11 protein-coding genes are annotated in these 14635 nt (G+C 70.1%); 5 read left to right on the top strand and 6 right to left on the bottom strand.

Translation table 11 applies throughout. From position 1 onward, the window contains the following. The first annotated feature begins 79 nt into the window (after positions 1–79). Positions 80–427: an STAS domain-containing protein gene (locus ACGFIW_RS08200; protein ID WP_393311920.1), complete on the top strand. Its 348-nt coding sequence runs from the start codon at positions 80–82 to the stop codon at positions 425–427. 9 nt (positions 428–436) lie between these two features. Here the strand turns inward: ACGFIW_RS08200 and ACGFIW_RS08195 are convergent, their stop codons facing one another. The 5 genes from ACGFIW_RS08195 to ACGFIW_RS08175 form a co-directional block, all read right to left on the bottom strand. Beyond that, on the bottom strand, positions 437–1681 hold the full coding sequence (locus tag ACGFIW_RS08195) for a PP2C family protein-serine/threonine phosphatase (RefSeq protein WP_393311918.1): 1245 nt from the start codon (positions 1679–1681) through the stop codon (positions 437–439). Positions 1682–1838: 157 nt separating this feature from the next. Next, a complete protein-coding gene (locus tag ACGFIW_RS08190; RefSeq protein ID WP_393311916.1) occupies positions 1839–4295 on the bottom strand; it encodes a ricin-type beta-trefoil lectin domain protein in 2457 nt (818 codons plus the stop codon). A gap of 177 nt (positions 4296–4472) precedes the next feature. Continuing rightward, positions 4473–5855: a lectin gene (locus ACGFIW_RS08185; RefSeq protein WP_393311914.1), complete on the bottom strand. Its 1383-nt coding sequence runs from the start codon at positions 5853–5855 to the stop codon at positions 4473–4475. 407 nt (positions 5856–6262) lie between these two features. Then, positions 6263–6820, bottom strand: a complete 558-nt coding sequence (locus ACGFIW_RS08180) for a hypothetical protein (RefSeq protein ID WP_393311912.1) — start codon at positions 6818–6820, stop codon at positions 6263–6265. Between the two features lie 205 nt (positions 6821–7025). Next, a complete protein-coding gene (locus tag ACGFIW_RS08175; protein ID WP_393311911.1) occupies positions 7026–8612 on the bottom strand; it encodes a hypothetical protein in 1587 nt (528 codons plus the stop codon). A 403-nt stretch (positions 8613–9015) separates the two neighbouring features. On the opposite strand from ACGFIW_RS08175, the gene ACGFIW_RS08170 reads away from it, so the two are divergent. Further along, complete coding sequence (locus ACGFIW_RS08170; protein WP_393311909.1) at positions 9016–10374, top strand: glycoside hydrolase family 6 protein; 1359 nt, start codon at positions 9016–9018, stop codon at positions 10372–10374. 208 nt (positions 10375–10582) lie between these two features. On the opposite strand, the gene ACGFIW_RS08165 is transcribed toward ACGFIW_RS08170, so the two are convergent. After that, the gene (locus ACGFIW_RS08165) at positions 10583–11101 is read right to left on the bottom strand and encodes a LuxR C-terminal-related transcriptional regulator (protein ID WP_393311907.1); all 519 of its coding nucleotides are present in this window, start codon (positions 11099–11101) and stop codon (positions 10583–10585) included. A 17-nt stretch (positions 11102–11118) separates the two neighbouring features. Between ACGFIW_RS08165 and ACGFIW_RS08160 the strand changes: the two genes are divergently transcribed. From ACGFIW_RS08160 to ACGFIW_RS08150, 3 genes are all read left to right on the top strand, one after another. Further along, positions 11119–12345: an MFS transporter gene (locus ACGFIW_RS08160; protein WP_393311905.1), complete on the top strand. Its 1227-nt coding sequence runs from the start codon at positions 11119–11121 to the stop codon at positions 12343–12345. A 134-nt stretch (positions 12346–12479) separates the two neighbouring features. Further along, positions 12480–12884: a hypothetical protein gene (locus tag ACGFIW_RS08155; protein WP_393311903.1), complete on the top strand. Its 405-nt coding sequence runs from the start codon at positions 12480–12482 to the stop codon at positions 12882–12884. Between the two features lie 10 nt (positions 12885–12894). Continuing rightward, the gene (locus tag ACGFIW_RS08150) at positions 12895–14559 is read left to right on the top strand and encodes a carboxylesterase/lipase family protein (protein WP_393311901.1); all 1665 of its coding nucleotides are present in this window, start codon (positions 12895–12897) and stop codon (positions 14557–14559) included. Positions 14560–14635 lie beyond the last annotated feature (76 nt).

Below are 14635 nucleotides of genomic sequence, written 5' to 3'. Positions count from 1 at the left end.
TCGTGACCAGTTTCTGGCACCGTGAGTACGGCGCGACGTGTCGCCGAGTTGCCGGCGACGGCCGTATCGAGGGGGTTACGTGGACTTCACGCTGTCGACGCGGCAGGGGCGGATCGGCACCGTGGTCGAGGTCGCCGGCGACCTGGACATGAGCACCACGCCGGAGCTAGGGGACCGGTTGCGCGAGGTGGTGCAGAGCGGCGCCCAGTCGGTGGTGGTCGACCTCAGCGGCGTCGGGTTCATGGACTCCAGTGGCCTGGGCATCCTCGTGGTCGCCTACAAGGATCTGCGGGAGCGGGGCGGCTCGCTCGTCCTGGCCGGCGTCGCCCCTCCGGTGCGTACGGTGTTGTCGATCACATCGGTGGACCGGGTCATCGACGTCTTCGACACGGTGGACGACGCCGAGGAGGCGTCCCGGGTGTCGTGACCACTCTCGTCATGGGAAGGGGCTGGCGCGGGCGGTGTCCGCGCCGGCCGTGCTCGACCGTCGCTCCTGGCCGCCGTACCAGTCGATGATGAGCAGGGTGGCGTCGTCGGCCAGGACCGGCCCGGCGGCTGCCAGCACCGCGTCGGACAACGCCCGGACTGCCTCGCGTGGATGCAGGTGGGCGATGCGGAGCAGGGCGGCGGGCAGGTCCAGGTCGGCGGCGTTGCGTTCGCGCATCCCGTCGGTGACGATGACGAGCCGGTCACCGGGCAGCAGGGGCACCTGCCCGCTGCGGTAGCCCTCGTCGGGAAACATGCCCAGCGGGAAGTTGGCGGGCAGGTCCAGTGGTGCGGCCCGGCCGTCCCGGACCAGCATCGGCGGCACGTGCCCGGCGTTGAGCAACTCGCACCGCCCGGTGGCCAGGTCGACGCGGCCCAGCACGGCGGTCACGTAGGCGCCGCGTACGTTGGCGTGCTCGGCGACGGCTCGGTTGGCTTCCTCGGCCTGCCTGATCAGGCTCTCGCCGCGGCGGCGGGTGTTGCGCAGGCTGCCCACCCCGAGGGTGGCGGTCAGCGCGCTGGCCACGCCGTGGCCCATCGCGTCGGTGACGCTCACGTGCAGCGTGTCGCGGGCCACGCTGTAGTCGAAGGTGTCCCCGCCGACGCTCGCGGCGGGCTCCAGCCAGCCGGAGAGGGCGAACGCGCCGGCTTCGCAGGTGAACGAGGCGGGCAGCAGGCGGCGTTGGATCTCGGCGGAGAGCGTGAACGGGGTGCTGCGTTGCCCCCATTCGAACAGGTCGGTGTGCCGGCGGTTGGCGATGACCACGAACGCCAGCGTGTGCGCGGTGCGGGCGATCTCCGCGACAGTGGTGGTGTCCGGCTCGTCGGGCAGGTCGATCTCCAGCAGGCCGGTGGCCTCACCGCGTTCGGTGACGGGTGCGAGCACCGTCCAGTGGCCGTCACCGGGGAGCACCAGGGTGGTCTGTTGGCGCAGTGCGCGCTCGTGCGGCCCGCCGTCGAAGGGAAAGACCTCGGCGGTCTCCGCGCCCTGACGACGACCGGGGCGGCCGATGGCCGACTGGTGGGTCAGCCGGACCAGTGCCCGGCCGCTGAGGTCGGCGATGAGCAGTGAGACGCCGAGCGCGCCCAACGCGGTGGCGATGGTGCCGGTGACGGCCTGGACCGCCTCGACCGGAGCGGACTCCTCGGCCGACTGGAGCATCTCGGCCAGCACGGCCTGATCGTTGTCCTCCACCCATCGAGCATAGGCAACCAGTGGCTGCGCTGGCATGGTCTGCCAGCCGGGCGGCGCAGTCGGTCAGTCGTCGGGGCCACCCGACGACTGCCGGCCGCTCAGGTGAGCGGCCGGCAGCCACGAACCGGGTACGAGTCCTCGTACGCGCACCAACCGGTCAGCCGCGGATCCACTGCTGGTTGCTGCCACCGGTGCAGGTCCAGAGTTGGACTGCGGTGCCGTTGGCGGTGCCCGCACCGTTGACGTCCAGGCAGAGCCCCGATCCGACCCCGGAGATCGTGCCGTCGGCGTTGACGCGCCACTGTTGGCCACTACCGCCGTTGCAGGTCATGATCCGCGCGCGGCTTCCCGCCGCGGTGCCCGCCACGTCGAGGCACTTGTTGCCGTAGATGGTCAGTTGGTTGCTCGCGGTGAGCGTCCACTGCTGGTTGGCGCCGCCGTTGCAGTCCCAGATCTGCACGACCGAGCCGTCGGCCTGGCTGGCTCCATTGACGTCCAGGCACCGGTTGGAACCCGCGCCCCGGATCGCCGTGGTCGCGCCCGGCTCCCCGGAGCTGCCGACCGGCGTGATGCTGAGGTTGTCGAACTGGGCGGTGACTCCCTGACCCGTGCCGTACCCGATCTGACCGGCGACCCAGGTCGAGTCGGAGACCGTGCCGACGGTGGTGCCGTCGATGGCCGCGGTGAGGGTGCTCCCGTTGAGCGTGAGCGCCAGGGTGTGCCAGCGTCCGGTGCCGAGCGCCGCGGTGTTTCCGCTGGCCAGCGTGCGCCAGTTGCCGCTCGTGTTGTTGCTCCGGATGGACCACGCGCCACCGTCGGTCACCCGGAGGTAGTAGCCGTTGAGGTTCTGTGGCCCCTGGTGGTTGTACGTGTTGGCGCGCCCGATGAGCTGCGCGTAGCCGGATTTCTCCAGCAGCACGTCCGAGGAGACCGTGTAGTTGCGCCAGGACAGGTCACCCAACAGTGTGAACGGCTCGGCCTTGCCGGACGTCCAGAAGATCGGCGTCTGCTCCGACATCTGCCGTACGCACCGGCCGGCGCGACCGGCAGCGCAGGCGGCGATCTCGAACGAGCCCTGCTGGTCCATCAGGTACTTCGCCTCACGCCCCACGTCGTAGCTGTCGAAGGTGTCGTTGTACGGCAGCTTCAGGTTGCCCTGCGCCGGGCTGACCGCGGTGCCCTTACCCTGACCGGTGGTGGTGGTGATGCTGTAGACGTAGCCGGGCTGGACGGTGAGCGAGAAACGCCCCCCGCTCGGCGTGATGTCGCTGCCCCGGACGAAGTGGTCGGCGGAGTTGTTCGACCTGACGTTCGTCGACCAGACGTGCACGGCGCCGGTGGACAACCCGCCGGTGACGGTGAAGTCGAGGGTCTGCGCCGACCCGGCGTCCATTGTCTCGATGACGGTGCTGTAGTCGCTGTTGTTCGTGGACTTCAGCGAGACGTAGCTGCCGTTGTTGCGGTTGCCACCGAGGTAGCCGCTCGAAGCGTCGAGGTAGCGCCAGCCCGGGGCGGTGAACTGCGTGGTCTGCGCCATCACCCACGCGTTCTTGCCGATCGAGTAGGCACCGGACCAGGGCTGCTGGGCCACTGCCACACCCGTGGTCGCCCAGGGGATGTTGGGGGTGATGGCGGCGATGGCGGGCCAGTTGATGTAGCCGGTCATCTTGCCGTCGATGTAGCCGCGGTTGATGCCGCGGGCGAGGGCCTGCGCCCCGGCGTTGTAGTCGTCGGAGCCGTTCTCACTGGCCCACAGCGACTTGCCGGTGGAGACCGCGTTGCCGGAGCTGGGGCAGCTGGTCTGGGCGCTGCGGTAGCCGCAGACGTAGTGGCTGCCGAAGACCTGTACGGCGTTGGCGAACGCCGGGTCCCGCAGCGATTCGTCGGCGGCGCCCCAGCCGAAGTCGTCCGAGGCGACGATCTTCACGGCGCTGTAGCCGTGGGAGTTGAGGGCCGATCGCAGATTCTTGTACCAGGTGGCGTTGTAGCCCTTCTCGTTCCACCCGCCGAGATAGTTGATGGTCAGCCCGTGGGTACCCGCGCAGTCCAGCCAGGCCAGCAGGTAGTCGATCGAGTCGTTGGACCAGAAGTTGCCGTTCCCGATCCAGCCCGGCGCCCCCCAGGACAGACCGGCCAGGGCGATGTTGGCGTTGCGTGCCCTCGCCTGCTCCATCAGCCACCACTCGTAACCCCGGTTGCAGTTCACGTTGCCCCGGGTGTGCTCGTGGCTGGGCTCCGCGCCCGAGGTGGAGTTGGTGTCCCCGCCGATCTCCACCTTGAGTAGCTGCATCGCGGCACCGCGGCCGGGCTTGAACAGGTAGTCGAGGATGTCACTGCGTTGTGGTTCCGGGTAGTCGATCAGCAACCTGCTGTTGCCGCCGCCACCACTGACCGCGCCGATCCCGTCGAGCGCCCGTCCACCGGAACCACCGTTGATCGTGATGGCGGTCGCCGCCTGGGCGGGGGAGGCGAAGCCGGTCAGCACGGCTGCTGCCGCCACCACCGCCCCCACCACCGCGGTGGTCAACCGACGCGGACGCCACGTGCTCCGCCAGGACCGCCCGCGTGGCCCAACCTCGCCAGCGCCGGGTCGATGAGTCTCCCTACCGAACATCTGAACCGCCTCCCCAGTCGGTTTCGACAGCGAAGCCGTACGTCACGCGTCGAGCTGGCGTACCACACGCGGTCGCTTGCAATCGAATGTCACTGTTGCGCCGGCGTCGGCGGCGGAACCTGGTGGTTCCGCCGCCGAGCCGGACCTACCGTTGCCGTCCCGGGACGTTCGCCGGGGTCAGCTGCGGCTCCATCGTTGGTTGGCCGCGCCGTTGCAGTCCCAGATCTGGACGCGCGTGCCGTTGGCCGTACCGCTGCTGACCACGTCCAGGCACCGGCCCGAACCAACGCCGGTGATCGAGCCGTTGGCGTTGACCGCCCACCGCTGGTTGGACTGGCCGTTGCAGTCCCAAATGATCACCGAGCTGCCGTTCGCGGTGCCGGCGCCGCTGACGTCGAGACACTTGCCGCCGAAGACGCGCAGTTCCCCGGCGGCCGTCGAGGTCCAGCTCTGGTTGGTCTGGCCGTGGCAATCCCAGATGATCGCCGTCGAGCCGTTGGTCTGCGAGGCCCCGTTGACGTCCAGGCACCGTCCGGAGGACGCGTTACGCAGGGGCGACGTGCCGCCCGGCGGCGGAGTGGTCGGGCTGGAGGTGGGGGACGTCGTGGGCGACGTGGTCGGGGTCGGCGTCGGGTCGGTGCTGCCGAACTGGGTGAAGAACCTCCACACCTCGCCCTTGGTCCAGGTCCGGGCGCCGCTGTCGCCGCCGCCGTCCACCGGGCCGGGGCCGTGCCCGCCGTCGAAGGCGGCCCACACCACCGGGTAGCCGGACCGGCAGCCGGAGTAGGTGGTGGTGATGTGGGTCTGGCTGCCCGCTCGTGGCTCGGGCGGGTTCTGCGCGGTGCACCCGTTGTTGCGGACGAACCTGTCCCGCAGGGACCGTCCGGCGGAGATGTTGAGCACCGGGTCCCCGATGCCGTGGATCCCCATGTACGCGATGGGTTGGGTGCCGCCGCTGCACCCGCTGAGCTGCCCGCCGGAGTAGACCGCGACGGCGCGGAAGACGGTCGGCCGGGAACAGGCCAGCGAGTAGCTCATGCCTCCGCCGTAGCTGAAGCCGAGCGCGAAGAGCTGCGTCGTGTCGACGCACAGGTCCGCCTCGATCAGGCTGATCATGTTGTCGACGAAGGTGACGTCCTGGCCGTTGGGGTTGGCCCAGCCGTTGCCGTTGCCCTGGGGGGCGACGAAAATGGTGCTGTTGTTCGCCTGCTGCCGCAGCCCGTAGTAGGACCAGGCGGCCCCGTCCGAGCCGCCACCGTCGACGTCGTTCATCGTGCCGCCGTTCCAGTGGAACCCGAAGATCAACCGGTACGGGTGGTTCCGGTCGTAGTTGTCCGGGATCCGCAGGATGAAGCTACGGTTCTGGCCGCTGCTCTGGATGGAGCGCTGACCGCTCGTCAACGTGGGCGCCTTGCCGCACCCGGCGGTCGCCGCGGCCGGTGCGATGTCGGCGGCCGACGCGGTGGTGCCCAGGCCGCCGGCCAGTGCCCCCGCGCTCACGGTCAGGACGACAGCCGCCGCCGTCGCGAGAAATCCAAGGATGGGTCTACGTCTTGTCATGATGGGCTCCCGCCACTCGACACGAACTGACTCAGGTGCGGGGGTCCACGGCAACCTCCACACCGCCACGACGCGCCACTCCCGGTCGCCCCGCCGGCACACTCGCCGCGGGCGAAAAACCCGGAAGGCGCGATGTGCCCACGGCGCCCCCGACCGGCTCGTCGCCACAGGCTTCTGCCACCGGTCTCGCCGCCCACGCGGGACCAGTCGGTCGTCGGATCATTGGTGGCCCACGCCGTGCGTGCCCGAACCCCACGTGACCGACCGCCGGACGGCGCCGGAACACCCAGCTCGACGCCGAATCGATTCGTCCCGACGCTAGAACTCACAGTGAATGATGTCAATGCCATGTCCGGCAGGTTGCGGTCCGGCGAGCGCCGGACGCGATTAGGTCAGATGTTTGCCCGTCACTCTCGGGTCAGCCCCGGTGGCAGCGCGTCCTCGTCGGGTCGAACCCGGCGGCCCTTGGTCCGCGGGTCGCGGTGAAGGGTGTGGATCAGTGGCTCCGGGCCGCCGACGCAGGTCCAGGTGTCGTCCCAGAGCGCGGAGACCAGCCATGAGCGGTCGGCGGGGAAGAACAGGTCGGGTAGCGAGCCGCAGCCGTGTCGCAGGTGGCCCGTCCGCCAGGTGAGGGCTTGCTCGGGGCCGGCCTCGACAAGCACGTACGGCCAGTTCCAGTAGAGCGACACCCGGGGGGCGCGGGGAAAGACGACGTCGTGGGCGCCGGTGTCGAGGTAGGCCAGCCACCAGGGCTGGTCGGGCGTGTGCGTGCGGAGGTCCTCGACCAGGGCCCGCTCGTAGTCGGCGGCGGTGACGTCGTCGGCCTGGTACGTCGTGGCGTACGCGGCGAAGATCGGGGGGACGGCGGTGGTGACCGAGAGGCCGGCAGTGGTCTGACCGGCGATCCATGCCACGTCGGCGTCGGCGCCGATGCGCCAACTCCGCCCGTCCCTGTTGACCCGCACGCCACCATTCAAGTCGATATCGCGCCCGTTGGCGGGCTGCACGCCGGACCGTCGACGACTACGGGCGACGCCCTGCTGCCGCTCGTCGCCACTGTGACATCCGGTCCCGCACCGGTCCGATCGTGGTGATCGAACCGGTACGGGACCGGATGCTCCGACCTGGTCGCGTTACCTCTGGCGATCCGATTGCGGGAATGATCGATGATCAGCCGAAGCAGTTGGGGACAGCGGGCGCGCTGGGTGTGCAGTTGGTGGGCCGGTTGCCGGTGATGGCCGACTTCTGGTCGACGGTGACCTGGCCGCCGTCGTTGAAGATCCCGCCGGGTGCCAGGGCGGAGATGTTCTCCGTGACCCTGGTTTCGGTGAGGGTGAGTGTGGCGTTGTTGTAGATGCCCCCGGCCTGCGAACTCGTACCCACGGCCCGGTTGCGGTCGACCTCCGTGCGGCGTAGGACGACTGTGCCACTGCCGTTGTAGATGCCGCCGCCGTGTTCGATGGTGCTGTTCGTGCTGGCGGTGTTCTCGCTGATCCGGCTCTCGTCGGCCACGAACTCGCCGATCTGGTTGAAGACACCGCCACCGCGTTGGCCGGCCTCGTTGTGGTGGACCTTGCCGTGCGTGAGGTGGAAGGTGCCGTCGGTGAAGATGCCGCCGCCCTCGCTGCCGGCTCTGTTGTCGTTGATCTCGGTGTTCTTGACCTCGGTGGTGGAGTTGAGGCCGCCGCGAATGCCACCACCCCGGAAGCCCGCGGTGTTGTTGTCCACCTGGACGTTGTCGAGGACGGCGGACCTGCTGTTCGACAGCCCGCCACCCGCGCCACCGATGGGCAGGATGTTGAAGGTTCCGATCGTGTTGTTGTAACTCAGTCGGGTGTTCTGCACGGTGAGGGTGCCGTTGTTGTGGACGCCCCCGCCGTCGAACAGGGCGCTGTTGTTGCTGATATCGCTGCGGCCGTCCCCGTGCTTGTCCTTGTCCTTGTCCTTGTCCTTGCTGTCCCAGCCCTTGCCGTGGTCGCTCCGGCCGAGGATCTTCGTGATGCCGAAGTTGGCGATGCCGCCACCCAGGCCGTTGGTGTGGTTGTAGACCACGTCGGTGTTCTCGATGGTGGCCCTGCCGCCGACGTCGATCCGGATGCCACCGCCGCCGGCGCCGACTCCACCGTCAGCCTGACCGCCCTTGATGGTGACGTCGCGCAGTGTCAGATCCCCGCCGGATCCCACCTCGAGAATCCGGAACGGTGTGGCGTTTGCCGCGCGCACGATGGTGGATCCGTTGCCGTCGATGATCACCGGCTGGGTGATGATCGGCAGGCCGACGGCGCCGAAGGGGACGGGCGGGAGGGGCGCGGACCGGGTGAGCGTGTAGGTGCACTTCTCGGCGAGCCTGAGTGTCGCCCCCTGACCGGCGTTCGCACGGACGATCGCCGCGATCAACTCGTCGGCGCCGCAGGGTACGGCCCGGGCGTCGTCGCCCCGGCCGTCGCGGCGGTCGTCACCCTTCTGGCGGTCGTCACCCTTCTGGTGGTCCTTGTTGTCGCGGCCGCCCGGGTCCTGGCCACCGTGGTCGTCGCCGCTGGTCCGGCTGCCGTCGGTGAGGATCTGCGTCGCGGCGTTCGACAGGCTGCTTCCGCTCTTCCCGAACGCCCCGCTCACCCCCGGTGTGAAGGCGGCCAGGCCAGCCATTCCGGTCAGGCCGGCGACCCCGGCGACGAGCCAGCGCGACCGCCGCCCCTTCGGTCGACGCGGCTGGGCTGCCGCCGCCTCGCTGATGTTCGGGTGTGGATAGTTGGACATCGAGCTACCTGGCCCTTCTCCGTACACCGTGACTCTGCACGTAGCATCTGGTGCAGAAGGCGACAAATCGGTTATCGCCGCCAGGGGTGACGGTAGTTGAGCCTTCCTCGCATCAACCGGGCTTATGCGAAAAAACCCTACATTCGGTACGAGTGTCCCCGCTGTCGCGGCGGCAGCGTGGTGCCCGTTTCGTCAGTACCTCCCCAGGAGGTGGCGACCGGCGTCGTCACGACGTCCCGGAGGCCCGCTCCGTAGACCCCGCACGAGCCGGTGACACATAAACATGGGTCATTGCCTCAGTGGCGCGTCCGCACACCTTGGCAGCGGCCCGCGCCTCCGCTACCGTCCATGGGAACGCTCCCATAAACTTAGAAACATCAATGTGATCAGGAGGCAACACGTCGTGGCTATCCTCTCCTCGCTCCGCCGCAGATCGGCGGCCGGCGTGGCGGCCGTCGCGGGTGCCACCGCCGTCGGCGTCTGCCTCGCCGTCGGCAGCGCCTCCGCCGGCGCGCTGTCCGGATCGCTCTACCGCGACCCGAGTTCGGCAGTCATCCGCTGGGTGGCCGCCAACCCCGGCGACTCGCGCACCGCGGTCATCCGCGACAAGATCGCGAGTCAGCCGCAGGCCCGCTGGTTCGCCAACTTCAACCCGTCGACAGTGCAGTCCGAGGTCTCCGGGTTCGTCGGCGCCGCCAACGCGGCGCAGCAGATCCCGGTGCTGGCGGTGTACGAGATCACCAACCGGGACTGCGGCGGGGCCAGCGCCGGTGGGGCGCCGGACCTCAACCAGTACCAGACGTGGGTGTCCAACTTCGCCAGAGGGCTGGGCAACCAGACCGTCATCATCATCCTGGAAACCGACTCACTCGCCCTGCTGACGTGCCTGAACAGCGGCGAGATCAACGCCCGCAACCAGGCGATCTCGACGGCCACCCGGACCATCAAGTCGGGCAACCCCAACGCCAAGGTGTACCTCGACGGCGGCCACTCCACCTGGAACAGCGCGGGTGAGACGGCCAACCGGCTCCGGGCGGCCGGCGTGCAGTACGCCGACGGGTTCTTCACCAACGTGTCGAACTACAACTCCACCTCCAGTGAGGCCAACTTCGGCCGGGCGGTCATCTCCGCACTCAACGGCATGGGCATCTCGGGCAAGCGCCAGGTCATCGACACCAGCCGCAACGGGGGCGCCAGCGGGGACTGGTGCGGCGACGACAACACCGACCGGCGCATCGGGCAGTACCCGACGACGAACACCAACGACAACAACATCGACGCGTACCTCTGGGTGAAGCCGCCGGGCGAGGCGGACGGCTGCCGCTACACGGCCGGTTCGTTCCAGCCCGACCTGGCCTTCAGCCTGGCGAACGGCGCGCCCAACCCGCCCACGACCGCGCCGCCGACGACCGCGCCACCGACCACGGCCCCGCCGACGACGGCCCCGCCGACGACCCCGCCGCCGACCGGTAACGGCTGCCTCGCGTCCGTGGCGATCAACCAGTGGACCGGCGGCTTCACCGCGAGCGTGACGGTCACCGCCGGCTCCGCGGCCATCAACGGCTGGACCGTGACCATCACGCTGCCCGGCGGCGCCTCGGTCACCGGCACCTGGAGTGCCCAGGCCAGCGGCACCAGCGGCACCGTCCGGTTCACCAACGTGGGCTACAACGGGCACGTCGATGCCGGGCAGTCGACAAGCTTCGGCTTCCAGGGTTCCGGCACCGGCCCGAGCGCGACGGCCACCTGCGCGGCCAGCTGACCCACCCCCTGCCGAGGCCCGGCGCGGAGGACCACCCTCCGCGCCGGGCCCGGCCCCGTTCTGCGGTACGGCCGGACCTGCCCCGCACACCGTTGGCGTAGTAGTCCTTCGCGAGCGCGCTCCACCCCTGGTCGAGGACGGTCAGCGACACCGGCTGGCCCGGCTGCCGACGGAACTCCGCGACCTGCCGGTTGGTGTGTGCGAACGCCTACGGCGCCACCCGGGTCAGCGCCGAGACCGCGGAGAACTTCGCGAAGACGTTGCGCAGGTGCCGCTTCACTGTCGCCTCGGTCAGGCCGAGCCGGCTGGCGATCAGCGCGTTGCTCATCGCGTGCGCCACCAGTTGCAGCACCTCGCGCTCGCGCTCGGAGAGGGCGACGATTCCCTCCCGGCTCGCCACGAGGCTGCCCGGTGAGACGGACACCACGATGTGCGAATCATTCAGCTGGCGGCCGCGAATTGCGGCGAGAAGCCCCAGGCGGCTCACGCTCTTGTGCAGATAGCCCTGCACCCCCAGGCCGAGCAGCCGCTGCACGAGCGCCCCGCCGTCGTGCATGCTGAGGATCATCGTCTTCGTTTTCGGTGAGGCCGCACGAATACGCTGCACCGTCACTGCGACGTCGTCACCGGAAATCCCCACGTCGAGCAGCACGATATCGGGTCTGGTTTCGCCGATCGCGGCGACGGCGGCAGTGCTGTCACCGCGGAAACTGGCCGGGTGCCCCACCAGAGAGGGATGACCAGGTGCGTACGAGGGCAGTTCCGGTGTTCGTCGTTTTCCTGCTCAACGGGATCATCGCCGGCTCGTGGGCACCGCGCATGCCGAGCCTCGCCGAACAGGTCGGCGCGAGCCCGGGGGTGCTCGGTCTCGTCCTGCTCGGCGCGAGCGTCGGGCTGGCGGCGGCGGCCTCGGTCGCGGGCCGGTTGTGCGCCCGCTTCGGCGCCCGGGTGATGATCCTGGTGTCGGCGGTCGCAGCCGCGGGCCTGCTGCCAGTCCTCGCACTCGTCACCTCACCGGTGCAACTCGCCCTCGTCCTGGTCCTGCTCGGCGCGTCCTTCGGCGTGTTCGACGTGTCGATGAACGTCGCCGCCGTGACCGTCATCCGTCGCGCGGACCGGCCCCTCATGCCGGTCTTCCACGCCGGGTTCAGCTTCGGCGCGCTGGGTGGCTCACTGGCCGCCGCGGTCGCCGCCGGGCACCGCGTGGACCTGCTTCCGTACTTCACCCTGGTCACGCTCGCCTCGCTGGCCGCCACCGCCGCCCTGATCCGGTTCGTGCCGACCGCGGAGCCGACCACCGGCGCCCACCGGGAGCAGGGCGGGCTCGACCGGAGCATGTTGCGCCGTCCGGTCCTGTGGCTGCTGGGCGGTGTCGCGTTCATCTCCGCCGTCGTGGAGGGCTCCAACGGCGACTGGTCGGCGTTGTTCGCGGTCCGTGAGCGGGGCATGTCCGAGGCGGCCGGCGCCATCATGTACTCCGTCTTCTGTCTCGCGATGGGGGTGGTCCGGCTCTTCGGCGAGCGGATCCAGCGCCGCTTCGGCGCCATCCGGGTCCTGGTCGTCGGCTCGCTGCTCGCCGGGGCCGGCCTGCTGCTGGCGGCCGTCGTGCCGGTGGCCTGGCTCACCTACGCCGGGTACGTGCTGGCCGGCGGCGGCGTCGCGTTCGCCTTCCCGGTGGCGATCGACCTGGCGGGTGCCGTCGGCCGGCGCAGCGACGGCACCGGCGGCGAGCGGGAGATCGGGTTCGTCACGACCATCGCCTACTCGGGGTTCCTCATCGGTCCACCCATGATCGGCGGCGTGGCGGAGCTGACGAACCTGTCGGTCGCCGTCGGGTTCATCGGGGTCGTCGCGACGGTCATGGCACCGGTCGCGCTCGCCTCGGCCGCCGCCCGCCGCCGCGAGGAAGGCGGCCGGCGCACGGAGACCGGACCCTCGCGGGACTACGCGCACACCGAGAGCGGCGGATAGGAGCACGACCGCGCGTCCTTTCCGCCAGCACCCGTCCAACCGGCAACGGAGGAATCGGCAATGAGTCAGCGCCACCTGTTGCTGGCCGGCAAACGGGCCGCCGTGAGCTTCGCGCCCGACCCGACACCGGCGAGTTGCGCCCCTCGTTGGCCCCCGGCACCGGCAAGGTGGTTGCCGACCAGGCCGGCGTGCTCGGCGTCGCCTGGATCGCCAGCGCCGACATCGACGGCGATCGTCAGGTGGCCGCCGAGCACCCGGACGGGCTGGAGGTGAAACTCCCGTCCGGCGGCGGCGTCCGCATCCGGCTGCTGCGCCACGACCGCGAGACGTTCTCCGTCGTACAGGACTTCGTCGCCGCCGAGCTGCTCATCACTCCGGTGATCGGCACCGCACGTCCCGAGCGCATCCGCGTCTGCCGCGACCCGGGCACCCGACCTGACCCACGAGGAGTGGTACGAGCTGTGGCTGACCGCCCGGGTACTTTTGTCACCGCGGACCGGGTATCCGTGACTCTGCTCGCATCCTCGCCGTGTTCCTAGCGTGGACCGCATGTTTGCCGATGCGACACAGCCGTACGGAGTCACCCGGCGCTTCGTCCCCCGTCCACGCCGTCGACGACACGATCGAGGCCGGCACTGTCGGAGGACGACACCCGCGACACTGCTGCCGGCCGCGGTCGCGGCGCTGTCCGTGGTGCTGGCGGCGACTCCCGCGTACGCCGGCAGTCAGCAGCTCCCGAGTCCGGCGGTCGATACACCGGCCCGTGCGCTCGCCCGCACGGAGAACGGTCTGATCGAGGGTGCCAGTGGAGCCGGCTACCGGGTCTTCAACGGGGTGCCGTACGCGGCACCACCCACCGGCCCGAACCGCTGGCGTGCACCGCAGCCGGCAGCGAACTGGCACGGCGTCCGGGAGGCGACCACGCTGCCCGCCGAATGCGCCCAGAACTCGATAGGCGGGGGCGGTCTGATCACCGGTGCCGAGGACTGCCTCCACGTCAACGTGACGACGCCCCCCGCCCGGACCGGCAGGCACCCGGTGCTGGTCTTCCTGCACGGAGGCGCGTTCACCGTGGGTTCCGCGAACCAGTACGACCCGCACCGCCTCGCCGCCGACGGCCACCTGGTCGTGGTCACGGTCAACTACCGGCTCGGCGTCTTCGGCTATTTCGGTCTGCCCGGTCTGCCCGGCTCCGGCACCTTCGGCCTTCAGGACCAGCAGGCCGCACTGCGCTGGGTGCACCGCAACATCGCCGCGTTCGGCGGAGACCCGCGCAACGTGACGCTCGCCGGGGAATCCAGCGGCGGCATGAGCGTGTGCGCCCAGCTCACCGCGCCATCGGCGGCGGGTCTGTTCGGAAAGGCGATCATCCAGTCCGGATCGTGTCTCACCGACTGGCCGGACGGGCTGTTCCCGCCCGGCGGTGAGGCCGGCTCGCAGTTCAGCAGCCTGGCCGCCGTGCAGAGCCAGGGCGCGCAACTCCAAGATCGGCTCGGCTGCGCCACCGTGGCCTGCCTGCGCGCCGCCTCGTACACGGATCTTCTCCACCAGACCCGGGGCGCCGGCCTGGCGGCGTTCGCGACACCCGCGTACGGCAGTCCGCTCCTGCCGTCCCGCCCGGCCGATGCCCTGCGCGCCGGCCGGTACCAGCACATGCCGGTGCTGGAGGGCGGGAACCTCGACGAGCATCGCGCCTTCCTCGGCTTCACCGAGTTGTACCCGGTCCCCAAGCCGTACACGCCGGACGACTACCGGGCCGCGCTGCGCACGGCATTCGGTGACCGGGCCGCACAGGTTGAGGCCCGCTATCCGATCGCCGCGTGGGGCACGCCCGGCCTGGCCTGGGCGGCCGTTGCCACGGACCGCATCTGGGCCTGCCCGACTCTGGAACAGACCCGCCTGCTCGCGAAGCAGAACCGCGTCTACGGCTACGAGTACGCCGAACGCGACGGCCCGGTCCTGGACCCACGCTATTCCTGGGGCGCGGCGCATGGTCTCGAACTGGCCTACCTGTTCGACATGGATGTCCTGACCGACCAGACCAAGCCCGAACTGCGTTCCCGATTCGTGACCGCGTGGTCGCGTTTCGCCTCCACCGGCACACCCGGCTGGCCCCGCATGCCCTACGTGCGGGCCTTCGCCGACAACCGGAGCGGCAACGTGGACCTGGCCGCCGAGCACCAGTGCGGGTTCTGGTCGAGCGTTGCCCGCTGACCCCTCGCCGGGTCGGTGTCTGCCACGTCTTTCCCCACGTCGCGCTCGCGCGACGTGGGGAAAGACCGGATCACCC

Source organism: Micromonospora sp. NPDC048935 (assembly GCF_043197875.1).
In the GTDB taxonomy this organism is placed as follows: domain Bacteria; phylum Actinomycetota; class Actinomycetes; order Mycobacteriales; family Micromonosporaceae; genus Micromonospora.
The sequence above is the reverse complement of the archived record's forward strand: the minus strand, read 5'-3'. Positions and strand labels throughout refer to the sequence as shown.

What these genes read in the sequence shown, in the direction of transcription:
- ACGFIW_RS08175 (WP_393311911.1), bottom strand. Translation starts at nt 8,612, where the DNA reads ATGTCCAACTATCCACACCCGAACATCAGCGAGGCGGCGGCAGCCCAG.
- ACGFIW_RS08185 (WP_393311914.1), bottom strand. Translation starts at nt 5,855, where the DNA reads ATGACAAGACGTAGACCCATCCTTGGATTTCTCGCGACGGCGGCGGCT.
- ACGFIW_RS08150 (WP_393311901.1), top strand. Translation starts at nt 12,895, where the DNA reads ATGTTTGCCGATGCGACACAGCCGTACGGAGTCACCCGGCGCTTCGTC.
- ACGFIW_RS08190 (WP_393311916.1), bottom strand. Translation starts at nt 4,295, where the DNA reads ATGTTCGGTAGGGAGACTCATCGACCCGGCGCTGGCGAGGTTGGGCCA.